The 23,894-nt window shown below is 73.5% G+C and carries 19 protein-coding genes and 1 pseudogene; 12 read left to right on the top strand and 8 right to left on the bottom strand.

Going from position 1 to position 23,894, the window contains the following annotated elements; translation table 11 throughout:
• Positions 1-259 precede the first annotated feature (259 nt).
• From ACFY6U_RS24035 to ACFY6U_RS24020, 4 genes are all read left to right on the top strand, one after another.
• Complete coding sequence (locus ACFY6U_RS24035) at positions 260-1,624, top strand: bifunctional o-acetylhomoserine/o-acetylserine sulfhydrylase (protein WP_390041268.1); 1,365 nt, start codon at positions 260-262, stop codon at positions 1,622-1,624.
• Entirely contained in the window at positions 1,621-2,772 is a 1,152-nt protein-coding gene (locus ACFY6U_RS24030; RefSeq protein WP_390041757.1) for a homoserine O-acetyltransferase, read from the top strand. Before ACFY6U_RS24035 ends, ACFY6U_RS24030 begins: the two co-directional genes overlap by 4 nt.
• Positions 2,773-2,908: 136 nt before the next feature.
• Complete coding sequence (locus tag ACFY6U_RS24025) at positions 2,909-3,700, top strand: N-formylglutamate amidohydrolase (protein ID WP_390041266.1); 792 nt, start codon at positions 2,909-2,911, stop codon at positions 3,698-3,700.
• Between the two features lie 68 nt (positions 3,701-3,768).
• Complete coding sequence (locus ACFY6U_RS24020; RefSeq protein ID WP_390041264.1) at positions 3,769-5,046, top strand: cytochrome P450; 1,278 nt, start codon at positions 3,769-3,771, stop codon at positions 5,044-5,046.
• A gap of 15 nt (positions 5,047-5,061) precedes the next feature.
• On the opposite strand, the gene ACFY6U_RS24015 is transcribed toward ACFY6U_RS24020, so the two are convergent.
• Genes ACFY6U_RS24015 through ACFY6U_RS24005 form a run of 3 tightly spaced genes read right to left on the bottom strand, consistent with a single transcriptional unit; the run spans position 5,062 to position 7,648 of the window.
• Positions 5,062-5,529 (bottom strand): hypothetical protein, encoded by a 468-nt coding sequence (locus ACFY6U_RS24015; protein WP_390041755.1) that lies wholly within the window; start codon positions 5,527-5,529, stop codon positions 5,062-5,064.
• A gap of 41 nt (positions 5,530-5,570) precedes the next feature.
• Positions 5,571-6,170, bottom strand: coding sequence for an RNA polymerase sigma factor (locus ACFY6U_RS24010; RefSeq protein ID WP_390041262.1), 600 nt, complete (start codon positions 6,168-6,170; stop codon positions 5,571-5,573).
• Positions 6,171-6,205: 35 nt separating this feature from the next.
• Positions 6,206-7,648, bottom strand: a complete 1,443-nt coding sequence (locus tag ACFY6U_RS24005; RefSeq protein WP_390041260.1) for a S8/S53 family peptidase — start codon at positions 7,646-7,648, stop codon at positions 6,206-6,208.
• 151 nt (positions 7,649-7,799) lie between these two features.
• On the opposite strand from ACFY6U_RS24005, the gene ACFY6U_RS24000 reads away from it, so the two are divergent.
• Together ACFY6U_RS24000 and ACFY6U_RS23995 are read left to right on the top strand one after the other, a co-directional pair.
• Positions 7,800-10,364 (top strand): CHAT domain-containing protein, encoded by a 2,565-nt coding sequence (locus ACFY6U_RS24000; protein ID WP_390041258.1) that lies wholly within the window; start codon positions 7,800-7,802, stop codon positions 10,362-10,364.
• Between the two features lie 120 nt (positions 10,365-10,484).
• A pseudogene (locus ACFY6U_RS23995) lies at positions 10,485-10,863 on the top strand (MFS transporter); the annotation flags it as partial.
• Here ACFY6U_RS23995 and ACFY6U_RS23990 read toward each other — a convergent pair.
• Entirely contained in the window at positions 10,860-12,596 is a 1,737-nt protein-coding gene (locus ACFY6U_RS23990; RefSeq protein WP_390041256.1) for a LuxR C-terminal-related transcriptional regulator, read from the bottom strand. The pseudogene ACFY6U_RS23995 and the gene ACFY6U_RS23990 sit on opposite strands and share 4 nt — an antisense overlap.
• Positions 12,597-12,690: 94 nt before the next feature.
• Between ACFY6U_RS23990 and ACFY6U_RS23985 the strand changes: the two genes are divergently transcribed.
• The 6 genes from ACFY6U_RS23985 (at position 12,691) to ACFY6U_RS23960 (ending at position 19,034) form a co-directional block, all read left to right on the top strand.
• Positions 12,691-13,770 carry a M12 family metallopeptidase gene (locus ACFY6U_RS23985; protein WP_390041254.1) on the top strand — a complete coding sequence of 360 codons (1,080 nt, stop codon included), beginning with the start codon at positions 12,691-12,693 and terminating at the stop codon, positions 13,768-13,770.
• Positions 13,771-14,375: 605 nt separating this feature from the next.
• Complete coding sequence (locus ACFY6U_RS23980; protein WP_390041252.1) at positions 14,376-15,296, top strand: ABC transporter substrate-binding protein; 921 nt, start codon at positions 14,376-14,378, stop codon at positions 15,294-15,296.
• A 117-nt stretch (positions 15,297-15,413) separates the two neighbouring features.
• Positions 15,414-16,451: an ABC transporter substrate-binding protein gene (locus ACFY6U_RS23975; RefSeq protein ID WP_390041251.1), complete on the top strand. Its 1,038-nt coding sequence runs from the start codon at positions 15,414-15,416 to the stop codon at positions 16,449-16,451.
• A complete protein-coding gene (locus tag ACFY6U_RS23970; protein ID WP_390041249.1) occupies positions 16,448-17,209 on the top strand; it encodes an ABC transporter permease in 762 nt (253 codons plus the stop codon). Before ACFY6U_RS23975 ends, ACFY6U_RS23970 begins: the two co-directional genes overlap by 4 nt.
• Positions 17,206-17,967 (top strand): ABC transporter ATP-binding protein, encoded by a 762-nt coding sequence (locus ACFY6U_RS23965; protein WP_390041247.1) that lies wholly within the window; start codon positions 17,206-17,208, stop codon positions 17,965-17,967. Before ACFY6U_RS23970 ends, ACFY6U_RS23965 begins: the two co-directional genes overlap by 4 nt.
• Positions 17,964-19,034: a phosphotransferase enzyme family protein gene (locus tag ACFY6U_RS23960; RefSeq protein ID WP_390041245.1), complete on the top strand. Its 1,071-nt coding sequence runs from the start codon at positions 17,964-17,966 to the stop codon at positions 19,032-19,034. Before ACFY6U_RS23965 ends, ACFY6U_RS23960 begins: the two co-directional genes overlap by 4 nt.
• Positions 19,035-19,037: 3 nt before the next feature.
• On the opposite strand, the gene ACFY6U_RS23955 is transcribed toward ACFY6U_RS23960, so the two are convergent.
• Genes ACFY6U_RS23955 through ACFY6U_RS23940 form a run of 4 tightly spaced genes read right to left on the bottom strand, consistent with a single transcriptional unit; the run spans position 19,038 to position 23,843 of the window.
• Positions 19,038-20,162 (bottom strand): LLM class flavin-dependent oxidoreductase, encoded by a 1,125-nt coding sequence (locus ACFY6U_RS23955; protein WP_390041243.1) that lies wholly within the window; start codon positions 20,160-20,162, stop codon positions 19,038-19,040.
• Positions 20,155-21,237: an LLM class flavin-dependent oxidoreductase gene (locus ACFY6U_RS23950; RefSeq protein ID WP_390041241.1), complete on the bottom strand. Its 1,083-nt coding sequence runs from the start codon at positions 21,235-21,237 to the stop codon at positions 20,155-20,157. Before ACFY6U_RS23950 ends, ACFY6U_RS23955 begins: the two co-directional genes overlap by 8 nt.
• The gene (locus ACFY6U_RS23945; RefSeq protein ID WP_390041239.1) at positions 21,234-22,607 is read right to left on the bottom strand and encodes an NtaA/DmoA family FMN-dependent monooxygenase; all 1,374 of its coding nucleotides are present in this window, start codon (positions 22,605-22,607) and stop codon (positions 21,234-21,236) included. Before ACFY6U_RS23945 ends, ACFY6U_RS23950 begins: the two co-directional genes overlap by 4 nt.
• Positions 22,608-22,628: 21 nt before the next feature.
• A complete protein-coding gene (locus ACFY6U_RS23940) occupies positions 22,629-23,843 on the bottom strand; it encodes an LLM class flavin-dependent oxidoreductase (RefSeq protein ID WP_390041237.1) in 1,215 nt (404 codons plus the stop codon).
• Between the last annotated feature and the right edge of the window lie 51 nt (positions 23,844-23,894).

Here is a 23,894-nt window from a genome sequence, read left to right as displayed (position 1 = left end):
CCCCGCGACCCGCGCATGTCGTTCGTGAAGTCTGCGTGTCACGTGCGCCGCGCGGCTGTTCCACCGTGACCTGCTGTGGTTCGCTCGACCCATGACGGTGCTTGTGACCCGACGCCACGTCGACCACGTGCGTGTCACCACCACGGGGTGTCGCGCCGAGAGCTGACGCTCCGGCCCCCTCGCCCTTCCCCTCCTTTGTTCTGCCGACGCGTGCCCGTACGCGCACGCCGTCGTGCCCTTCCGCACGAGGAGCAGCACCATGAGCCAGCCCATCGACTCCGTCACCGCCGGTCACACGCCCGAGGAGGCGCCCGCCGGGCCCGACGTCTCGGCCTGGTCGTTCGAGACCCGGCAGATCCACGCCGGGGCCGCGCCGGACCCGGCGACCGGCGCCCGGGCGACGCCGATCTACCAGACGACGTCGTTCGTGTTCCGGGACACCCAGCACGCCGCCGACCTGTTCTCGCTCGCCGAGCCCGGGAACATCTACACCCGCATCCACAACCCCACCCAGGACGTCTTCGAGCAGCGGATCGCCGCCCTGGAGGGCGGGGTCGCGGCGGTCGCACTGTCGTCCGGGCAGGCCGCCGAGACGCTGGCGATCCTGACGCTGGCCGGTGCGGGCGACCACATCGTCTCGAGCACGTCGTTGTACGGGGGCACCTACAACCTGTTCCGGCACACGCTGCCGAGGTTCGGCATCGGGGTGTCCTTCGTGGACGACCCGGACGACGCCGAGGCCTGGCGGGCCGCCGTCCGGCCGAACACCAAGGCGCTGTTCGCGGAGACCCTGGGCAACCCGCGCGGCAACGTGCTCGACGTGCGAGCGGTCGCGGACGTGGCGCACGCGGCGGGCGTGCCGCTGATCGTGGACAACACGGTCCCGACTCCCTACCTGCTGCGGCCTCTTGAGCACGGTGCGGACATCGTGGTGCACTCGGCGACCAAGTTCCTCGGCGGGCACGGCACGGCGATCGCGGGCGTGGTCGTCGACGGCGGGACCTTCGACTTCGGTGCGCACTCCGACCTCTTCCCCGACTTCACCGAGCCCGACCCCAGCTACCACGGTCTGCGCTACTGGCCGGCGCTCGGTCCGGGGGCGTACGCGGTCAAGCTGCGGGTCCAGCTGCTGCGCGACCTCGGCCCGGCGCTCTCCCCGCACTCGGCGTTCCTGCTGCTGCAGGGCGTGGAGACGCTGAGCCTGCGGCTGGAGCGGCACTCGGCCAACGCGCAGGCGCTGGCCGAGTGGCTGGAGCAGCGCGACGAGGTCGCCGCCGTCCACTATCCGGGCCTGCCGTCCAGCCGCTGGTACGCGGCGGGACAGAAGTACCTGCCGCGCGGCGCCGGCGCGATCGTCTCCTTCGAGCTGCGGGACGGGATCGAGGCGGGCAAGCGGTTCGTGGACGCGGTCGAGCTGTTCAGCCACCTCGCCAACATCGGTGACGTCCGCAGCCTGATCATCCACCCGGCGTCCACCACCCACAGCCAGCTGGACGAGGAGCAGCTGGCGGCGACCGGGACCTCGCCGGGCCTGGTGCGCCTGTCGGTCGGCATCGAGAACCTCGCCGACCTCAAGGCCGACCTGGAGGCCGGATTCCGCGCGGCCAAGGGTGCGGCGTCCTGAACGCCGCACCGCATCCCGAGGTTCCCCTCCCCCTTCCGCCGGTCCGCGGGGCCTGGCGGGAGGGGGATCCGCCGGGCCGCCGTCGGTGGTACGCGGCGGAGAAGCCGCTGCCGCTGGAGGCGGGCGGTGAACTTCCCGGCGTGCGGCTGGCGTTCGAGACCTGGGGACGGCTCGCCCCGGACGCCGGCAACGCCGTGCTCGTGCTGCACGCGCTCACCGGGGACAGTCATGTCGCCGGGCCCGCCGGTCCGGGGCATCCGGCCCCGGGCTGGTGGGAGGGCTTGATCGGGCCGGGGCTGGCGCTGGACACCGACCGCTGGTTCGTCGTCGCCCCGAACGTCCTGGGCGGCTGCCAGGGCAGCACCGGACCGGCCACGCGGCGAGCCGACGGACGTGGGGCCTGGGGCGGTGCCTTCCCCTTCCTGACCCAGCGCGACCAGGTCGCCGCCGAGGCCGGGCTGGCCGACGCCCTGGGCATCGGGCGGTGGGCGCTGGTCGTCGGTGGCTCGATGGGCGGGATGCGGGCCGTGGAGTGGGCGGTGTCGTCCCCGGAGCGGGTGGGGGCCCTGCTGCTGCTCGCCACGACGGCGGCGGCGAGCGCGGAGCAGATCGCGTGGTCGGCCGTCCAGCTCACCGCGATCCGAACCGACCCCGACTGGCAGGGCGGCGACTACCACGGCACCGGACGCGCCCCGCACACCGGCCTGGGCCTGGCCCGCCGGATCGCCCATGTCACCTACCGCAGCGAACCCGAGCTCGCGATCCGCTTCGGCAGGACCCCGCAGCACGCCGAGAACCCCTTCGCCGGCGGCCGCTACCAGGTCGAGTCGTACCTCGACCACCATGCGGCGAAGCTGGTACAGCGGTTCGACGCGGGCAGTTACGTGGTGCTGTCGGAGGCGATGAACGCCCATGACGTCGGCCGCGACCGGGGCGGGGTGCGCGCGGCCCTCGGCCGGGTCACGGCCCGCACCCTGGTGGCGGGCGTGGACTCCGACCGGCTCTATCCCCCGGCGCAGCAGGCCGAGTTGGCGGCGCTGATCCCGTCCGCGGACCGGCTCCGGGTGGTCGAGTCGCCGTACGGCCACGACGGCTTCCTGATCGAGACGGAACAGGTGGGTGCGCTGGTGCGGGAGCTGCTCGGCTGAGGGCTCGCCGAGGGCGGGGGTCCGCCTCCATGCGCTCGCGGAGCGGGACGGGAACCGTCATGCCCCGCCCCCGTCCGTCGTCGATGTGACACCTTGATCCTGCACCCTGCCACCGACAACGTCCCGGGAGCCGCGCGTGTCCCAGCCGTCGTACGCACTCCTGCCGGGCGCCGACGCGTCGCCCGTGATCCTTCATGTGCCGCACTCGGCGCGGGCGATCCCGGCCGACGTCCGGGCGGGCATCGTGCTCGACGATGCCGGCCTGGAGCGGGAGCTGGACCACATCACGGACGCGCACACCGCCGAGATCGCGGCGGCCGCGGCCGGGCTGGCCGGGGTGGCCCCCTGGCGGTTCGTCAACCGGCTGTCGCGGCTGGTGGTGGACCCGGAGCGGTTCCCGGACGAACGCGAGGAGATGCTCGCCGTCGGCATGGGGGCCGTGTACACGCGGACCACGCACCGGGGTGTGCTCCGGGACGAGCCGTACGCCTCCGGGCCGCTGGTCGAGCGGTACTTCCGGCCGTACGCGCGGGCGATGACGGAGGCCGTCGCCGGGCGGCTGGCCGCGACCGGGCGGGCCGTGGTGATCGACGTGCACTCCTATCCGAGCCGGGCGCTGCCCTACGAGCTGCACGGGGCCGGGCCGCGGCCGCCGGTGTGTCTGGGCACGGACGCCTTCCACACCCCGGCCGAGCTGACGGAGGCCGCCCGCAAGGCGTTCGCGGGCTGCGGGGAGACGGGGCTGGACAGCCCGTTCGGCGGGACCTACGTGCCGCTGGAGTTCTACGGGACGGACGGGCGGGTCGCCGCGCTGATGGTCGAGATCCGGCGGGACCTCTACATGACCGAGCCCGGCGGCCCGGCGGGCCCGGGAGCGGACCGGCTCGCCGCCGCCCTCGCCGCGCTCGTGGACGCCGCCGGGCGCTGACCCCCGCGCCCCTCCGCCTGGAGCATTCCGGCAGGACACGGGGGTGAGGGCCGTACGACCGTGGAGACATGACCACGGAGACCCCCGCGCCCACCACGACCACGGAGCCGGCCGCGCCCACGGCGACGGGGCCGCTGCCGCCCGACTGCGAGGCCGCGCCTCCGGTGCGGGACTGGCCCGCGCTCGAACTGCCGGGGACGGACTTCGACCCGGTCCTCGCGGCCCTGATGGCGGACGGGCCGGTGACCCGGATCCGGCTGCCGTACGGCGAGGGCTGGGCATGGCTCGCGACCCGCTACGAGGACGTCAGGACCGTCACCAACGACCCGCGGTTCAGCCGCGCCGAGGTCACCCGGCGTCAGGTGACCCGGCTGGCCCCGCACTTCCAGCCCCGTCCGGGCTCGCTGGCCTGGGCCGACCAGCCCGACCACAACCGGCTGCGCAAGCCGCTCGCCGGTGCCTTCACGGTGGGCGCGATGAAGGAGCTGCGGCCCCGGGCGCAGGAGATCCTCGACGGGCTGGTCGACGGGATCGTACGGGACGGGCCGCCCGCCGACCTGGTCGAGCGGGTGCTGGAGCCGTTCCCGATCACCGTGGTCAGCGAGGTGATGGGGGTGCCGGAGGCGGACCGGGAGCGGGTGCACGCCTGGACCCGGCAGATCATCTCCACCGCGGGCGGGGCCGAGGCCGCCGACGCGGCCAAGCGGGGGCTGTACGGCTGGATCACCGAGACGGTACGCGCGCGGGCCGGCGGCGCGGGCGAGGACGTGTACTCGTTGCTCGGCGGTGCCGTGGCCCGGGGCGAGATCGGTGCGGAGGAGGCCGTGGGGCTGGCCGGTCCGCTGCAGATCGGCGGCGAGGCGGTCACCCACAACTGCGGGCAGATGCTCTTCCTGATGCTGACACGGCCGGAGCTGATGGCGCGGATGCGGGAGCGGCCGGCGGAGCGCGGCCCGGTCCTGGACGAACTGCTGCGCTGGATCCCGCACCGCAGCACGGTCGGGCTCGCCCGGATCGCCCTGGAGGACGTCGAGCTGAGCGACGGCACCCGGATCGCGGCCGGCGATCCGGTGTACGTCTCCTACCTCGCCGCCAACCGCGACCCGGCCGTCTTCCCCGACCCGGACCGCATCCTGCCGGACCGCGATCCCGACCCGCACCTCGCCTTCGGTCACGGTACGCACTACTGCACGGGCGCGGTCCTGGCCCGGCTGCAGACCGAGCTGCTGGTCGGCACCCTCCTCGACCGGCTGCCGGGGCTACGGCTCGCGGTGCCGGCCGAGGACGTGGAGTGGCGGCGGAAGACGATGATCCGCGGGCCGCGGACGCTGCCTGTCACCTGGTGACGCGGGCCCCCTGCCTCAGGCCCGCAGCCACTCCGTCACGATCACGTCCCCGCCCGTCCGCAGCCGCAGCGCGAACGGGCCGGTGGGCGGGGTGTCGCCGGCGAAGCGGCCCATGGCGTCGACCGTGAGCGGATGCACCGTGGCCGGGCCGCCGAGCACCTCGATGCGCGCCGGCTGCGGGGGCAGCAGCTGGCCGAGCAGTCCGTCGTCGGTGACCTCGACGTCCACGGTCAGCTCGCCCGCCTGGAAGGTCAGCATCCGGGGCGGGTCCTCGACACCCCTGACCGGGATCGCGTCGACCAGGGAGTCGAAGGTCAGCTCGGCGACCCGGGCGTCCAGGTCGTGCAGCAGGTAGGCGTCCATGGCCAGTTGGAGCAGCCCGGCCGGGAGCGGGTCGAGGACGGCGGCCGCGCCGCGCAGCTCCTCCAGGAGGTCCTCGTCGAAGCCGGCGTCATCCGAGGTGTCGCCCAGGGCATCGCCCACGGCCTCGCCGAAAGCCTCGTCGGCCGGGAACTCGTCGTCGCTCACGCCGCACCCCTCGCGTCGAGCCGGGCCCGCAGCCGGCGCAGACAGCGCTGGCGCAGCGGGCCGATGCTGCCCACGGCGATGCCCAGCGCGACGGACACCTCGACATAGCTGGGCGGCGGGGAGGCCATCAGGACGCGCAGCAACTGCCTGCAACGGTCGCCGAGTTCCTCGAACTCCTGCCACAGCAGGCGGATCCGCTCGGCCTCGTCCGCCTGGTCCTCCGCGTCGATCAGGGACTGTTCGGGCGTGCGGTCCTCGCTGATCCGGTCCAGGACCTGGGGATCGTCGGTCGGCAGCAGCCGGGTCAGCCCCCGGATCACCTTCAGGCACTCGTTGCGTGCCGTGCTGGCCAGCCAGGAGCCCGCCTTGTCGGGCTCCCGGATGCGGCCCAGGTGCTGGGCGAACCGGAACCACACGGTCTGGTACACCTCGTGCCCGTCGGCGTCGGAGAGCCGGTGCGCGCGCACCACGGACCACACCAGTGGGCTCAGCCCCTCCACGAGCGCCTTCCAGGCCGCCGCGTCGCCGTCGACGGCGGCCCGGACCAGCGCGCCGACCTCTGCTCGGTCCACGGTCCCACCCCTCGTGTACGGCAAGTCATGGTACGCCGTGGAGGGGAGTGTTCCGGAACTCAGGCCGTCGCAGCCAGCCTGACGACCGGGACCGGCTGCCAGGTGGCCGGGCGGAGCGCCGGTACGTGGGCTCCGCGCACCTCGGCGTACTCCGTGATGCTCTCCAGGAGTCGAGCGCGCACCGTGCGCGGGTCGGTCTCCTTGAGCGTGGTCATCCGGTCGGCGACGAGGCCGGCCACGATGGGGGTGGCGAACGATGTTCCACTCCACTGTGCGAACCCTTCGAACATCACTTGGTCCGGTTTGCCGGGACCGGTCGTCCCGGTGTCGGTCAACACGCCGGTGTGGCGCGGGTACTGGCAGGTGCAGGCGTAGGTGAAGCCGAACCGGCACGCGTCATAGGTGGTGTGCTGGTACACGTACGGCACGGGTGCGTCGAAGCCGGCCATGGCGCCGATGAGCTGCTCGCCGGGGGCGTAGACCTTGACCCAGCCGCCGTGGTTGGTGAAGCAGGCGCCGTACTCGCCGTCGCTGCGCAGCGCGCCGACCGAGAGGACCGTGTCCGCGTAGCCGGCCAGGTCGGCGCAGGCGGCGGGCCAGAAGTGGGTGGCGCTGCCGTTGTTGCCGGCGGCGGCGACGAGCAGGGTGGACTGGTCGCGCAGGGCGTCCATGAAGGCCTCGACGGCGAGCAGTCCGTCGGCGCTGCCGTTCGAGGTGCCGGCGGAGAGGCTGATGATGTCGGGCCAGCCGTGCTGGTCGACCGCCTCGAAGAGCTTGGCGCCGAACTCGGACTCCAGGATGGCGCCCGCGTCGTTGAGGGTGTTGGTGACGGTGATGTCGGTGTTGGGGGCGAGGGCGGCGATGAGTCCGGCGATGAACGTGCCGTGGCCGACGTACTGCTGGAGGATGCCCTCGGCGTCGGTCTCGGTGACCTGCAGGTCGCCCTGGACACGGGCGAGGAGCGGGTAGGAGCGGTAGTCGTGCACCAGACCGGTGTCCATCACCAGGACGCTGACGGCGGTGTCCGGGTCGTAACTCCCCGCCACGACCTGTGGGTTGGGGGTCTGGGTGAGCAGGGCGGGGAGCGGTTCGCAGGGGTTGCAGGAGTTGGCGTTCCCCGTGGTGGACACGATGTGGTTGCGGCTGACCATGCGGCGTCCGGTGCGGCCCTCCGCCTCCCGCAGGGCGCGCAGCGCGTGGCCGACGGCCCGGTCGCCGGTGCGGTCGCCGTGGTTCGGGTCGCCGACCTGGATACGGGTGACCCCGGTGCGGTTGGTCTCCGGTCCCGCCCTGCGCACGTGGTCGGCGACCAGGTCGGCGGTGGCGGTGAAGTGGGCGCGCACGGTGTCCTCGACGACCCGGGCCTCCGCGCCGTCGCGGGCGAGGACGACCCCCTTCTCGTACAGGAACTCGGCCGCGTCGTCGGGCCCCATCGCCAGTGGAACGTCCGGCATGGAGCGCTGGATCTGATCGAACTGCTCATGGAATCGCTGAGGTGCCATGGCCTGTCTCCTCCCCCAGAAACGGCGTTCTTCAGTCAGACTCGCCAGGCCTCCGCTTGATACAGCGTCAAACCTGTGGGGCATGTATGCCCAGGCCACTACCATCCGAGGGGTGACTGCGCGAAGCGATTCGGTTACGGAGCTCCTGCCGATGGTGTTCGCCGCCCCCGGCGAGGCCCTGGCGCGGGCGGAGAGCGTCCTCCGGTCCGGTCCGCCGCCGCTCGACGCGTCCGTCGCGCACCAGGTCATCGGCATCTGGCAGCGGGACTTCGGGGACCTGGCCGTGGCCCTCGACCATCTGCGGCGCGCCCGGGACTTCGCGGCCCGGGCGGACTCGGCGGATCGGGAGGCGGACGTCCTCGCCACCCTCGGAGTCGCCCTGGTGCACGCGGGGCGCACCCGGCAGGGACTGGCCGCGCTGGACCGCGGGGTGGCCCGGGGCAACGGGCACACCCGGGCGCGGGTGCTGTACCGGCGGGCGTTCGCCGGCTGGGTGCTGGGCCGGCACCGGGAGGCTCTGGAGGACCTGCGGCGGGCGATACCGGTGCTGCGGCAGGCCGACGACGTCATCTGGACCGCGCGGGCGCTGAGCGTGCGGGCCACCGTGCATCTGGCGATGGGCGCGGTGGAGCGGGCCGACGCGGACTTCACGGCGGCGGAGCTGCTGTGGGAGACGACGGGCCAGGAGCACGACAAGGCGGTCGCCGTGGAGAACCGGGGCCTGGCCGCGTACCGGTCCGGGGACATCCCGGCGGCGCTGCGGCTGCTGGCCGAGGCCAAGGAGCGGTACGACGAGCTGGGCACGCCCTCGTTCATGCTGTACATCGCGCGCTGCGACGTGCTGATGGCGGCCGGGCTGGCCCCGGAGGCGCTGGCCGAGGCGGACGCGGCGATCGCGACCCTGGACCGGATCGGCGGGCAGTCCACCCGCAAGGCCGAACTGCTGCTGACCGCCGCCCGGTCCGCGCTGTCGACCGGGGACGCGCAGACCGCGATCGCCCGTGCCGCCGTCGCCGTACGGCTGTTCTCGGGGCAGCGACGGAGCTGGTGGGAGACGCATGCGCGGCTGGTGCTGATCGAGGCACGGGTGGCGGGCGGGGCCGCGTCGGGGCGGCTGGTACAGGACGCGGCGGCGGTCGCCGACCGGCTGGCCTCCTTCGGTGCGCCGGCCGCGCCGGAGGCCTCGCTGCTCGCCGGGCGGATCGCGCTGGCGCTGGGCTGGACGGCGGACGCGGAGCGGCACCTGGCGGTGGCCGCGCGCAGCAGGCACGTCGGCCCGCCGCTGGCCCGGATGACCGGCTGGGCCGCACAGGCGCTCCGGGCCCGGGCGGCCGGTTCGCGCCGTGGCGTCCTGGAGGCGTGCCGGCGCGGCCTCGACGTTCTGGACGACCACCGGATGACCCTGGGCGCCTCGGAGCTGCGGGCCCGGGCCACCGCGCAGGGTGCCGAACTGGCCGCGCTGGCCCAGCAGGCGAGCCTCGCGCACGGCGGCCCGCGCCGGCTCCTGGAGTGGAGCGAGCGCTGGCGGGCCACGGTGCTGTCCACCCCGCCCACCCGGCCGCCCGCGGACCCTGCCCTGCTCGCCTCACTGACCGCGTTCCGGGAGATCGCGTCCCGCGCGGAGGAGGCCCGCCGCGAACGCCGTCCGGTGCCCGCCCTGGAGCGTGAACAGCGGCGCCTGGAACGGGAGATCCGTTCCCGCACGCACCACACCCGGGGTGACGCCCCCGGCGGCGGCGACCGTTTCGCCCCGGCCCGCCTCCTGGACCGGCTCGGCGACGCCCGGCTGGTCGAACTCGCGGTCCTGGACGGCCGGGTGCACATCCTGCTGTGCGGTCAGGGCCGGGTACGGCGCTTCGTGGGTGGCCAGTTGGCGGAGGCGGTCGCGGAGGCGGAGCACGTCCAGGCGGGGCTGCGTCGGCTCGCGCACCCGGGTGCGGAGGGGCGGCTGCCGGTGGTGGAGGCAGCGGGGAAGCGGCTGGAGGAGCTGCTGCTGGGCGCGGCGGCGGACCAGCTCGGCTCCGGGCCGGTGGTGGTCGTGCCGCCGGGCGCGCTGCACCGGGTGCCCTGGGCCCTGCTGCCCGCCTTCCGGGAGCGGGTGCTCAGCGTGTCGCCGTCCGCGTCGAGCTGGCTGCGGGCCCGGGAGACCGAGCCGCCGCCGGGTGGCCGCCATGTGCTGGTCCGGGGGCCGGGACTGGCGACCGGGGGTGCGGAGGTACCCGAAGTGGCGGGCCGGTACGCGACGGCGCGGATCCTGGAGCACGACGAGGCCCAGGTTCCCCGGGTCCTGGAGGAGTTGGACGGCGCCGCGCTCGCCCATATCGCGGCGCACGGCACGTTCCGCGCGGACAGCCCGCTCTTCTCCTCGCTGCGGATGGCGGACGGACCGCTGATCGTGCACGACTTCGAGCGCCTCGCCCGCAGCCCCTACCGGATCATCCTCTCCAGCTGCGACACGGCCCGGCTCGCCTCGGTCGGCGCCGACGAACTCCTGGGCCTGGTCACCGCGTTGCTGCCGCTGGGCACGGCCGGGGTGGTGGCGAGCAGCGCCCCCGTCAACGACGCGGCCGTGGTCCCGCTGATGCTGGCCCTGCACAAGGGGCTCGGCGCCGGGCTGTCGCTGGCGGAGGCGCTGCGCGACGCCCGGGCCGCGCTGCCGGGCGACGCGCTCCACCAGGCGACGGGGTGGGCGTTCGCCGCGTTCGGGGCGGCCTGAGCGGGGATCGGGGGCGGCGAGGCCGTTCAGCGCAGGACGGCCGCCAGCACGGTGCCAGGGTCACTGCGCCGGAGACCGACGCGAGTGCCGCGCCGACGCCCTGACGCTTCAGCAGATCGTTCTTGCCTCGGGTTCCTCACGGCCACCTCACTGGGGCGCGGCTGGAGTGCCCCGGTTGTCGCCGCGGTCTCCGTCGTCTGCGCCATCGGCGAGATCGTCTACGCCGGCAGCGCCACCGCGCTCGTCACCGCCCTCGCCCCGGCCCAAGCCCTGGGACGCGCCCCTCGCCCGCTTCCAGCTCTCCACGGGCTTCGGCCTCGCCGTCTCCCCGGCGGTCACCACCGCTCTCGCCTCCCAGGGCCCGGCCGCCCTCTGGGGCAGCCTCACCGCTGGGACACTCCGCTCCGCCACCGCCGTCGCCGCCGAGAACGACCCGGGAACGCAGCTCAGCGGCCGCTGCCACCCGGCGCGAGCGGGCTCCTCGCCCCCCGCCTGCTAGGCCGACCGCCGGTCCGGCTGTGCCACCAGCCACGGGAGTGCCGTGCGGTCGTTGGCGCCGAGGCGGGTGTAGGCGCTGTAGAGGTGGTTGCCCACCGTCCGCACGGACAGGGTCAGTTGCTCGGCGATCTGGCGGTTGCTGAGGCCCGCGGCGGCGAGGGTGACGATCTGGCGCTGGCGGGCGGTGAGTCCGCCGAGGACGAGGCCGGACAGGGCCCGGGTGCGGGCGCCCTGACAGCGGCGGGCGAGGGCGACCGCGCGGGTGCGGGACATCCGGGCGGCGCGCGGGTCGCGGTGGGCGCGGACCGCCTGGGCGTGGGCCTCGGCCGCGAACAGCAGCAGGCCGCGCGCCGCCAGCGCCTCGGCCGCCCGGTCCAGGGCGGGCCCGTCGCCGCGGGCGAGCGCCTCCGCGTGCTGTGCGAGCACCCCGTCCAGCCGCCCCACGACGCCAGCGGCGCCCTCGGGTTCCCCGAGCCGTACGGCGCCGTAGTGCGCGAGACCCCCGTCCCCGCGCACTACGGCCGCCTCCCCCCACTCGGCGGCGGCACGGGCGAGTTCGGTACGGCAGGAGGCGTCGCCCGGCGCCGCCCGCAGTCCCTCCCTCGCCCATGCCGCCGCCTCTCGCAGCTCCCCCCGAAGCCACGAGTACCGGGCACGCACGGCCGCGTACCCGGCCGGTACGGGCAGGTCTCCCGCCGCCAGCCACTCCCCCACCCGGGCCGGCACCTCCCGTACGTCCAACTGCTCGATGCGGTCCTCCAGTTGTTCCTGTTCGTCCTTCAGGGCGGCCTCGCACCGGTCGGGGGTGCGGGCCAGTCGCCGGGCCCGCAGGCGGCCGGCCGAGGCGCGCAGCGCGGGGCCGTGCAGGGGGTGGGCGAGGCGGACGGCGCCCCGGTCGTCGACGTGGACGAGGCCGTCGGTCTCCAGCCGTTCGAGAGCGGCCAGGTCGAGGGCGTCGTGGAGGTGGAGCGGCAACGGCTCGGCGAAGGCGAGGCGTTCGAGGGTGTCGCTCTCTCCCTGACCCTGACGGTCCAGCAGGGGGGCGATCCGGTCCCGTACGGTCGCGGTGAGGGGCAGCGGACCGCGCCAGGCCCACTCGCCGGTGTCCGGGACCCGGGTCAGCGGGCCGGACTCGCGCAGCGCGCCGAGCAGGTCGCGCAGCAGCCGCAGGTCGCCCCGGCACACCCGGTGCAGCCGGCGCACGGTGAGCGGTTCCAGGCCGCCGCCGGCGAGCAGCGCGGCGGTCTCGTCGTACGGCAGCGGTTCCAGGGCGAGGTGGGTGAGGAGTTCTCCGGTCCACAGCCGGGAGACCGCGCCGGGGACGGGTGCCGTGCCGGTGGCGGCCACCACGAGCCGGGGGCGGCCGTGCACGGCGAGCTGGTGGACGAGGGCGGCCGAGGCCTCGTCGAGGAGGTGGGCGTCGTCGACGACCAGGAGCCGTACCCCGGACAGGTGCCGGACCGCGCCGGGCAGGGAGACGCGGTCGGAGAGCAGGTGCGCGAACGCCGCGAACGGGAGGGCGCTGGTCTCGGGGGTGCCGGTGACCCGGACGCAGTCGGTGCCCCGGACGGCCTCGGTGATCAGCCGGGTCTTGCCGATGCCGGCCGGCCCGGTCACCACGACGCCCTGCCGACCGGCCACCGACGACCGCCTGACCAGCTCCAGTTCGTCCTCCCGGCCGGTGAACGGCCAGGGCAGTTCGAGGGTTCGCGCATCCTGTTCGTAGGTCGTCACGTGAGTATGAGTCGCGTTACTCAGCTCTGATACAGGGGGACTTGAGTAGCTTCCGACTCAGGCGTGCGGCAGGGTCGAACGGCAGTCTGGGCGCATGACCCGACGCTACTGCTCGCTTCCGCAGCAGCCGGCCCCGGCGTTCGCGCCTGGACTGGCCGCCGAGCGGCTCGGCGCGCTCGTCGGCGGGCGGCGGATGTGGGTCAACGGCACGGCTCTGCACTACTGCTTCTTCGACGCCGACACGGACGCCTCGGTGATCCCGGTCCCGGGGACCGGGGAGATGCGCCGGGTGCCGTGGACCGGTGCCGAGGGGCAGCGGGACGTGGTGCGCGAGTGCTTCCGGGAGTGGCAGGACCTCGGCATCGGGGTGACGTTCGCCGAGGTCTTCGACCGCTGCGAGGCGGAGCTGCGGATCGGCTTCCAGCTGGGGGACGGGTCCTGGTCGGCGGTGGGCCGGGACGCGCTCTCGATGGGCGCGGGTGAGCGCACCATGAACCTGGGCTGGGACCTGACCGGTTCCGACGGGCGCTGGACGGCGCTGCACGAGATCGGGCACGCGCTCGGGATGCGGCACGAGCACCAGAGCCCGTTCGCGGGCGTCCACTGGGACGACGAGGCGGTCTACGCCGGCCTCGCGGGACCGCCGAACCACTGGAACCGGGACCGGACCCACTACAACATCCTGCGCACGCTGGATCCGGCCGAGGCCAACGGTTCGGTGTGGGACCCGCAGTCCGTGATGCAGTTCCCCTTCGGCCCGGGGCTGGTCCTGGAGCCGGAGCAGTACCACAACGGCCTGTACCCGCCGGGGTCGCTGTCCCCGGCCGACAAGGAGTTCGTGCTCCGCTGGTACCCGCCCGCCGAGCCGCCGTCCGTGCTGGTGCCGTTCCGCTCGGCGCCGCTCAGCCTGGGGCCGGGCGGACAGGCCGACTTCGCCGTCGAGCCGCCGGAGACCCGCGTCTACAGCGTGGGCACCTTCGGGGAGAGCGACTCCGTCGTCGTGGTCTTCGAGGAGCGCGACGGGGAACCGCGCTACCTCGCCGGCCACGACGACGGAGGCACCCCGCACAACACCAGGATCAGGGTCAGGCTCGTCAAGGGCCGCCGCTATGCCGTCCGCGTCCGTCTCCATTCCACGTGGGGGTCGGGGGAGACAGCGGTCATGTGCTGGTGACAGCACGGCCGCGACGCGGAGGTCGGACCACTGTCCGGCGCCGGGGAAGCGGTCGCGGCACGTAACCTTCGGGGGAGGGATACGTGCCGCGGCCACGCCTGAAAGGCTGCGGACACCCCGTGAGGGGCGCTGGGGGTACCCCCGGCCGAAGGCTGGGGGAGGAACTGCGCGACCAGCCACCACGCACCCGCAGCCGGCAGCACACAAGGCCCCCTCCCCCTCACCCCCAAGCCGCTGTGGATCTCACGCGCCGGTCACCGGCATCCCATATTCCGGACCCGGCTTGCACAGGATCCGTCCGCTGCGGTTATGGTTTCGGCCATCTACGCGGGAGCCCCTCCCCGACCGGGCTGAGAGGGCGTCTGGGATCCGTGTGCCGCGATGGCGGGCACGGTCCCCATGGGGACGCCGACCGCACCAGCAGCGCCATGCGCCCCGCGTAGGAGTTCACGTGTCCACAGCAGTCGAGCCGCGGCCCCCGGTGTTCCGCCACGCCGCCCGCTCCTGTTGTTGTCGCGCGTGCTGTCGCCGGTCCCGCTGACCGCCACCTCCGTCACCCCCGCTCACCTCCGCGCGCCCCCGCGCGCCGCTTTCGGAGTACCTCCATGCCGCACATCCGGGTCATGCTCGACTATTTCCATCCATGGCCGAATTCCGCCGGTCTGTACGTCGCCCGTGCCCACCGCTGGTACGGGGCGGCGGGCCTGGACGTCGAGCTGGTGGTGCAGGACCCGGGGCGCGGGGACACGCTGGAGTACCTGGCCCGGGGCGAGGTGGACTTCGGGATCTTCCCGCCGAACCGGCTGCTCGCCCGCCGGGCGGCCCTCGGCCAGCCGCTGGTGGCCGTCGCCGCGGTCAACCACCGTGGGCTGGAGGCGATCCAGACCACGACCTCGACCGGTATCACCCGGCCCCGCGACCTGGCGGGCCGCCGCCTCGCCTACAACCCGACCCCGCGCGGGCGGGCCATGGTCCGCCATCTGGTCGCGGCGGACGGCGGCGACCCGGACGCGGTGATCACCGTCGACGCGGGGACCCGTGAGCTGACCGTGGACGACATCGAGGCCGGCGAGGCGGACGCGACCTTCGGCAACTACTGGTCCTGGGACGCGCTGCGCGGCGACCTGCCCGAGCACAGCCGGCTGACCTGGCCGGTCGACGAGATAGGCGCGCCCCGCTACCACAGCTACCTGCTGGGCACGAGCGAGCGACTGCTCGACGAACAGCCCTCACTGGTAAGGGACTTCCTGACCGTGACGGCCCGCGGATACGCCACCGCCGCCCGGCGCCCCGATGCCACGCTGGAGATGCTGGAGCGGGTCATCCCGTACTTCCCGCGTCGGCTCATCGCCCGTTCCCTCGCCCTGGTCGCACCGACGTGGACGGACCCGCAGGGCCGTTGGGGCGTGATCGACGAGGGCCGGATGGGCCCCTACGCGCACTGGCTCGCCGAGCACGGCGCCATCGCGCACGACCACGACTGGCACCGGTCCTTCACCAACAGCCTGCTGGACGTGACCGCATGACCCTGCTCACCCGGCGGCTCGCCGTCGACTTCAAGCGGGTGGACAGCGCGCTGTGTCGGGCCTGACCGCCCCGCACCGCCGCCCGACTCCCCTCCCCCGTACGAAGGACCCTCCACCATGCTCCGCCGCACCGCGCCGCCGGCCCTCGCCGCCCTGACGTTCCTCGCCGTCACCACCGCCTGCTCGGCCGACGCCGACTCCACGGCCGCCGCCGAGGACGGCACCACCAGTGTCACCCTGGCCCTGGACTGGACCCCCAACACCAACCACACCGGCATCTACGTCGCCCGGGCCAAGGGCTGGTTCAAGGACGCCGGGATCGACCTGAAGATCGTCCCCTACGGCTCGACCGCGCCCGAGACCCTGATCGCGAGCCACCAGGCCGACTTCGGCATCTCCTACCAGGAGGGGGTCACCACGGCCCGCGCCGCCGGCCAGGACATCACCTCCGTCTACGCCGTCACGCAGAAGACGGACGTGACCGTCTCGGTGCGCGCCGACCGCACCGACATCACCTCGCCCAAGGACCTCGACGGCAGGACGTACGCCGGGTTCGGCGCCCCCTACGAGAAGCCCCTGCTGCAGAAGGTGATCAAGAACGCGGGCGGCACGGGCGACTTCAGGCAGGTCACCCTCAACACCTCGGCCTACGCGGCGCTGTACGCCGGCAAGGCGGACTTCGCGATGCCGATGCCGACCTGGGAGGGTCTGGAGGCGAAGCTCAGCGGGAAGCCGCTGAAGGACTTCCAGCTCTCCGACTACGGCTTCCCGGCGATCTACTCCACGCTGATCGCGTCCTCCGACCAGTTCCTGAAGAAGAACCCGGCGGTGGCGAAGAAGTTTCTCGCGGCCGTCGACAAGGGGTACCGCTACGCGGCCGAGAACCCCGACCGGGCCGCCGACCTGCTCATCGCCGGCAACAAGAGCGTGCTCACCAACACAAAGCTGGTGAAGGAGAGTTCGGAGCTGCTGGCCAAGGAGTACTACCGGGGCGCCGACGGTACGATCGGCACCCAGAGCGCGGCGCGCTGGAAGGCCTTCGCCGACTTCGAGTACGACGCAGGCCTTCTCGTCGACGGGAACGGCAAGAAGCTCACCGAGGCGCCGGACACCTCGTCGTTCTTCACCAACGGCTACCTCCCGGACGCCAAGTGAGGCCCGTACTGCGGTCGTTGTGGCCGCCCCTGCTGGTGCTCGCCGTGGTGGTCGGCGGCTGGCAGCTGTACGTGACGGCGGCCGGGGTCGACCCGACCACGCTGCCCTCCCCCGCCCGGGTGGTGGAGCAGGGCTGGGCGAACCGCCAGGACCTGTGGGACCAGACGCTGCCCACCCTCCAGGAGACGCTGCTCGGCTTCGCGCTGTCGTTCGCGGCGGCCTGGCTGGTGGCGGTGGTGCTGGACTTCTCCGCCGCCGCCCGCCGGGGTCTGTACCCGCTGCTGGTCGCATCCCAGACGATCCCGATCGTCGCCGTGGCGCCCCTGCTGATCATCTGGTTCGGCTTCGGGCTGCTGCCCAAGATGCTGGTGGTGACGCTGACGACGTTCTTCCCGCTGGCCGCCAATCTCGCCGCCGGGTTCGCGGCGACCGACCGGGAGGCCATGCGGCTGCTGCGCTCGCTGGGCGCCGGGCGGTGGCGGGCGTTCCGGCTGGTGCGGGTGCCGAGCGCGATGCCGTACTTCTTCGCCGGGCTGCGGGTGAGCATCACCTACGCCGTGGTCGGGGCGGTGTTCGCCGAGTACGCGGGCGCCGAGTCCGGGCTCGGGATCTACATGCAGGCCCAGAAGAGCGCGTTCCGCACGGACTTGGTGTTCGCCGCGGTCGCGGTGACGGCCGCACTCAGCATCGCGCTGTTCGGAGCCACCTACCTGTTGCAGCGGCTGGTGCTGCCCTGGGAACGGAAGGCCGGGAAATGAGCGGTCTGCGCATCGCGGGCGTGGGCAAGTCCTTCGGTTCGCTGGAGGTCCTGCGGGACCTCGATCTGAGCGTGCAGCCAGGTGAGTTCGCCGCCGTCATCGGCCCGAGCGGCAGCGGCAAGAGCACCCTGTTCAACCTGGTGTCCGGGCTCGACCGGCCGACCTCCGGACGGGTGCTGGTGGAGGGCGAGCCGGCCGGGGTGGCCTCCGGCAAGGTCGCCTACATGCCGCAGAAGGACCTGTTGTTCCCCTGGCGGACGGTCCTCGACAACACCGCGCTCGGCCTGGAGGCGCAGGGGGTGCGGAAGAAGGAGGCGCGGGCGAGGGCCGACGCGCTGTTCGCCGACTTCGGCCTGGACGGCTTCCAGAAGGCGTATCCCTCGCAGCTCAGCGGAGGCATGCGGCAGCGGGCCGCGCTGCTGCGGACGGTGGTCCTGGAGCGGCCGGTGCTGCTCCTCGACGAGCCGTTCGGCGCGCTGGACTCGCTGACCCGCACGGAGATGCAGCTGTGGCTGGCCGGCATGTGGCAGCGGCACCGCTGGACGGTCGTCCTGGTCACCCACGACATCCGGGAGGCGGTCCTGCTCGCCGACACCGTGCACGTCCTGTCCCCGCGCCCGGCCACGGTGGTGGACCGGGTCGGGGTCCCGCTGCCCCGGCCGCGCGGCGCCGACGACTTCACGGCACCGGGGTTCGCGGCGACGGAACGCCGGATCCTCGACTCCCTGCGCGGGACGACGGCGGTGACGACGCCGTGAGTGCGCATCTCGCCCATGGTCTGGGCACCGAACCGGTCGAGCCGGACTGGCCGCCGCTGACCGATGCCGAGGTCACGGCCGTGACCGGTCCGGCCCGGGTGGTGTGGCGCAGCCCGCGCCCGCTGTCGGCGGCGGCCGTGGTGGAACGGGACGGACGGCGGCTGTTCGTGAAACGGCACCATGCCACCGTGCGGACCCGGGAGGGGCTGGCGGAGGAGCACGCCTTCCTGCGCCATCTGCGGGAGCGCGGGGCGCCGGTGGTGGAGGTCCTGGACCTCGTGGAGCGGGGCGAGTGGACGTACGAGGTCCACTCGGCCGGGACGGGCACCGACCTGTACCGGGACGCGCTGTCCTGGTCGCCGTTCCTCGGTACGGCCCACGCCCGGGCGGCGGGCGAGGCGCTGGCCCGGCTGCACCTGGCGGCGGAGGGCTTCGCCGCACCGCGCCGCTCGGTACAGCCGCTGGTCGCCTCGTTCACGGTGTTCGCGGCGCCGGACCCGTGGGCTGCGCTGACCTCGTACGTGTCCGAGCGGCCGCGGCTGGAGGAGGCGCTGGCGGACCACCCCTGGCACGAGGACACCCACCGCGTGCTGCTCCCGCTCCACGACCGCCTGGCCCCGCACCTGCCGGCGCTCGCACCGCTGTGGACCCACAACGACTGGCACGCCTCGAACCTCCTCTGGGACGAGGACGGCGAGGTCGCCACGGTCCTGGACTTCGGCATGAGCGACCGCACCACCGCAGTGCACGACCTCGCCACGGCCCTGGAACGCAACACCGTGCAGTGGCTGGACCCCGACCGCCCGGTCCAGGAGAAGCACGCGGTCGAACTGCTCCGGGGATACCTGTCGACACGCCCGCTCACCGCCGCCGAGTCAGCGGCCCTGCCCGCCCTTCTCCCCCTGGTCCACGCCGAGTTCGCGCTGTCCGAGCTGGACTACTTCCACGGCGTCACCCGGTCCCCGGCGAACGCCCGGCTGGCGTACGAGTACTACGTCGGCCATGCCGAGTGGTTCTCGGGAGCGGCGGGCCACCGGCTGCTGGAGCTGGTGGCCGCGCAGGTGTGAGCCTCAGCGTCGGCGCCATTCATCCGCGAGGAGTTCGTAGGAGCGGACCCGGTCGGCCTGGTCGTGGGTGATGGTGGTGATGAGCAGTTCGTCGGCGCCGGTGGCCTCCTGGAGCTGTTCCAGGCGGTCGGCGACGTGCTGCGGGCTGCCCACGAACTGGGTGTCGAGGCGGTCCCGGACCAGCTGGCGGTCCTCGTCGGTCCAGACGTGGGCCCGGGCCTCCTCGGGGGTGGGGAAGGGAATGGCGCCCTCGGCGGTGCGGATGCTGCGGACCCAGGGGCCGTAGCCGGTGGCGCGTTCGCGGGCGGTGGCGTCGTCCTCCGCGACCACGACGTCGGCGGAGACGCTGACGTACGGCTTGTCGAGGACGTCCGAGGGCTGGAAGTGCGCCCGGTAGCCGTCCACCGCCTCCAGGACGGTGGCCGGGCTGACGTGGTAGTTGGCGGCGAAGCGCAGGCCCCGCTCGCCCGCGACCCGGGCGCTCTCGCCGCCGCTGCTGCCCAGGATCCACACCTCGACCTCGGCCCCCTCACCGGGAACGATGTGGGCCTCGACGCCGTCCCCGGTGCGGTAGGTCCCGGCCAGCAGAGCGAGGATGTCGTCGATCTGTTCGGTGTAGTCCTGGGACTCGGCGTTCGGCAGCAGGAGCAGCTTGCGGTGGAGAGCGAACCGCGGGGAGCCGATGAGCCGGGCGAAGTCGAAGCGGGGCGGGACGACCAGACCGTTGGGGGCGCGGCCGTCGACCACAGGGGTCGCCGTCGGCGCGGTCGCCTTCTCCGCGGGCGGGCGGCCGCCGGAGCGGCCCAGGCCCAGGTCGAGGCGGCCCGGGTACACGGCGTCGAGGAGGCCGAACTCCTCGACGGTGGACAGCGCCGTGCGGTGGCCGAGCTGTACGGCGCCGGAGCCGAGCCGGATCGTGGAGGTCGCGGCGGCGGTCAGCGCCAGGACCACCGCGGGAGACGTGCCGGCCACCCCGGGGTTGAGGTGGTGCTCGGCGAACCAGTAGCGGGCGTAGCCGAACTCCTCGGTGCGCCGGGCGAGTTCGACGGAGTTGCGCAGGGCGTCGGCGGCGGTGGCGCCGCTCGGGATCGGCACCAGGTCGAGGACGCCGAGGGGGATGTCAGACATGTGCGGGCTCCTCGGCGGCCGGGTGTACGGGTGCCCACGGGAAGGGCGGGTCGGGGATGTCCTTGCGCAGGACCGGGGCCACCGCCGACTGGAACAGCTCCAGCGAGTCGCGGTGCTGGGTGTCCGTCAACCCGCCCGCGTCGGCGTGGAGATGCAGGACGGTGTGCCCGAACTGCTCGTGGTAGCGGTGCACTTTCTCGATGACCTGCTCGGGACTGCCGATCAGCGCCGAGCTGCGTTCGACGAAGTCCTCCAGGGTCTCGAAGACGACCGGCAGTCCGGCCCGGCGGAAGAAGGCCAGGTTCGCCTCGAACACCGGGCGGTAGGCGGCCAGCGCCTGCTGGGTGGTGGGCGCCACCAGCAGGCCCGCCGTACCGGCGCCGACGGCGATGGCCGCCGGGTCGTGGCCGTAGTGCGCCCAGCGTTCCCGGTAGTACCGGATCAACTCGGCATACGGCTCTATGGGATTGGTGACGTTCGCGGAGAACAGCGGGTCGCCGTAGCGGGCCGCGAGGTCGACGGACTCCTTGCTGGTGGCGCTGCCGTGCCAGACCCGGACCGGCCGCTGGTAGGGGCGCGGCCAGACCTCGGCGTCCGTCAGCTCCGGCCGGAACCGGGTCTTCGCGGTGACCTTGTCCTGCCGCCACAACTGCCGGAACACCTCGTAGCTCTCGGCGTTGCGGTCCCACTGGTCCTCGGGCGTGACATGGAACAGCTCGCGCTGGGCGGAGCCGTTGCCCTTGCCGATGATCAGGTCGAGGCGGCCCTCGGAGAGGTGGTCGAGGGTCGCGTAGTCCTCGTACGCCCGGACGGGGTCCAGCAGGCTGAGCGTGGTCACCGCGGTGAAGAGCCGGATGCGCCGGGTGAGCGCGGCGACATGACTGAGCACCACGGTCGGCGAGGAGGAGATGAACGGGCGCTCGTGCCGCTCCCCCACGCCGAAGCCGTCGAAGCCCAGCTCCTCGGCGAGCACGGCGTTGTCGAGGACCTCACGGAACCGCTCGTGGGTGGACTTCCGTCTCCCCGTGACCGGATCCGGGCGGTGCACGATCAGGGTGACCGCCAGGAACCTCACGACGCCACCCGCTCGCCCCGCCGCTCGTCGGGGTGGGCGAGGCCGAGGTGGTCGCGCAGGGTGGTGCCCTCGTACTCGGTGCGGAAGACGCCCTGCTCCTGGAGGAGCGGTACGACCGTGTCGGCGAAGGTGTCGAGGCCGCCGGGGGTGATGTGCGGGACCAGGATGAAGCCGTCGGAGACGTCGGCCTGCACGAAGTCGTTGATGGTGCGGGCGACGGTGGCGGGGGAGCCGACGAAGGTCTGCCGGTTGCCCGTGTTGATCACGAGGTCGCGGATCGACCACTTGTTGGCCTCGGCGAGCTCGCGCCACTCGCGGGCGATGGCGACCGGGTCGCGGTACATCCGGACCTGGGCCCGGCCCCGGGAGATGTGCTCCTCACCGACCAGCGGGTCGACGTCGGGCAGCGGGCCCTCCGGGTCGTACGAGGACAGGTCCCGGTTCCAGACGAACTCCAGGTGCTTGAGGGCGGTCGCGCCGCTGACCTGCTGGCGCCGCACCTGGTGGGCTATCTCCTCCGCCTCCGCGTCGGTGTCGCCGAGGACGAAACTGGCGGCGGGCAGGATCAGCAGGTCCTCGGGGCGGCGGCCGTACTTGGCGAGGCGGGACTTCACGTCGGTGTAGAAGGCCTGGCCGGCGTCGAGGGTGGCGTACCGGCTGAAGATCGCGTCGGCACTGGAGGCGGCGAACTCGCGGCCCTCGTCGGACTCGCCGGCCTGGAAGACCACCGGGCGGCCCTGCGGGGAGCGCGGCACGTTGAACTGGCCGTGGATGTCGAACTGCGGGCCCTGGTGCACGAAGGAGCCGGCCCTGGCGTCGCTCAGGAAGGTGCCGGTGGCCTGGTCGGCGAGGATCTCGTCGCCGTGCCAGGAGTCGAAGAGCTCGTTCGCGGTGGCGAGGAACTCCTTGGCGCGGGAGTAGCGCTCGTCCTGCGGCAGGAAGCCGCCGCGGCGGAAGTTCTCGCCGGTGAAGGCGTCCCAGGAGGTGACCACGTTCCAGGCGGCCCGGCCGCCGGAGAGGTGGTCGAGGCTGGCGAACTGGCGGGCCACCTCGTAGGGCTCGTTGAAGGTGGAGTTGATGGTGCCGGTCAGCCCGAGGTGCTCGGTGACGGCGGCCAGCGCGGCCAGCACCGTGAAGGTGTCGGGGCGGCCGACGACGTCCAGGTCGTATATCTTCCCGCCCTGTTCGCGCAGCCGGAGACCCTCGGCCAGGAAGAGGAAGTCGAACTTGGCGCGTTCGGCGGTCTTCGCGAAGTGCGTGAAGGAGCTGAACTCGATGTGGCTGCCGGCGGCCGGGTCGCTCCACACGGTGGTGTTGTTGACGCCGGGGAAGTGTGCGGCCAGGTGGATCTGCTTCAGCGGCTTGCTCATGTCGGGTGCGGTCCTTCCGGCTCAGGCGGTGGCGGCGGCGTAGCGGTTGGCGGGGCGCGCGAGCCCGAGCAGGCCGCGCAGGGTGTCGGCCTCGTAGGCGGTACGGAAGCGGCCACGGCGCTGGAGTTCGGGGACCAGGTCCGCGGTGATGCGCGGCAGGTCGTGGCCGAGCACGGCGGGCCGCAGCCGGAAGCCGGTGAGACCTTCTGCCGCGAACTCCTCCAGGAGATCGGCGAGTTCGGCGGCCGTTCCGGTGAAGATCCGGGCGTCGCTGGTGTACTCGCCGCCGTCGAGGGCGTCGAGGCGCTCCTTGCGGGCGGTGGCCGCGGCCCGGTCGTCGTCCAGGAAGACCACGAGGTCGCCGAAGACGTGCACGGTGTCGGCGGCCCGGCCGGCGGCCTCCTGCTCGGCGCGGATCTCGGCGACGATGGCGCGGGCGTCGGCGCCGTCCTGCGGGGTGACGTAGCCAACGTCGGCCTGGCGGGCGATCAGCCGGTAGGGCACGGTCTGGTGGCCGAGGGCGGTGACGAGCGGCTGGCCCTGCGGCGGGCGCGGGGTGATGGAGGGGCCCTTCACGCTGAAGTGCCGGCCCTCGAAGTCGATGTAGTGCAGCTTGTCGCGGTCGATGAAGCGGCCGGTGGCGGCGTCCCGGATCTCGGCGTCGTCCTCCCAGCTGTCCCAGAGCCTGCGGACGACCTCGACGTGGTCGGCGGCCTCGTCGAAGTGCTCGGTGAGCCGCTGCTGCCCGGCCGGTGACCGCAGTTGCGCGAGGTCGATCGGCGGGAAGGTACGGCGGCCGAAGTGGTCCGCCTCGTACGGGCGGGCGGAGATCTGCACCCGCAGTCCGGCGCGGCCGGTGCTGACGTAGTCGAGCGTGGCGATCGCCTTGGAGATGTGGAACGGCTCGGTGTGGGTGGCGATCACCGTCGGCACCAGGCCGATGTGGCTGGACAGGGGCGCGATCCGGGACGCGATCAGGACGGCGTCGAGGCGGCCGCGGACCTGGTCGGTGCGGCCGTCGAGCTCGCCGTAGTGCGAGGACTGCAGGCCGAGGCCGTCCTCGAAGGTGACGAAGTCGATCAGACCGCGCTCGGCCTCGGCGACGAGGTCGGCCCAGTAGCCGGCGGTGAACAGGTCGCGGGGGCGGGCGACCGGCTCGCGCCAGGACGCCGGGTGCCAGCCGGTGCCGTCCAGGGCGACGGCGAGGTGCAGGTGGGAAGCGGGAGATGAGGACACAGTGGTGCCTTCCTGAAGGTCCGTACGAGGGCGCGCCGGTAAGTGGGGCGC

Source organism: Streptomyces sp. NPDC013157 (assembly GCF_042899865.1).
Classification (GTDB): domain Bacteria; phylum Actinomycetota; class Actinomycetes; order Streptomycetales; family Streptomycetaceae; genus Streptomyces.
The sequence above is the reverse complement of the archived record's forward strand: the minus strand, read 5'-3'. Positions and strand labels throughout refer to the sequence as shown.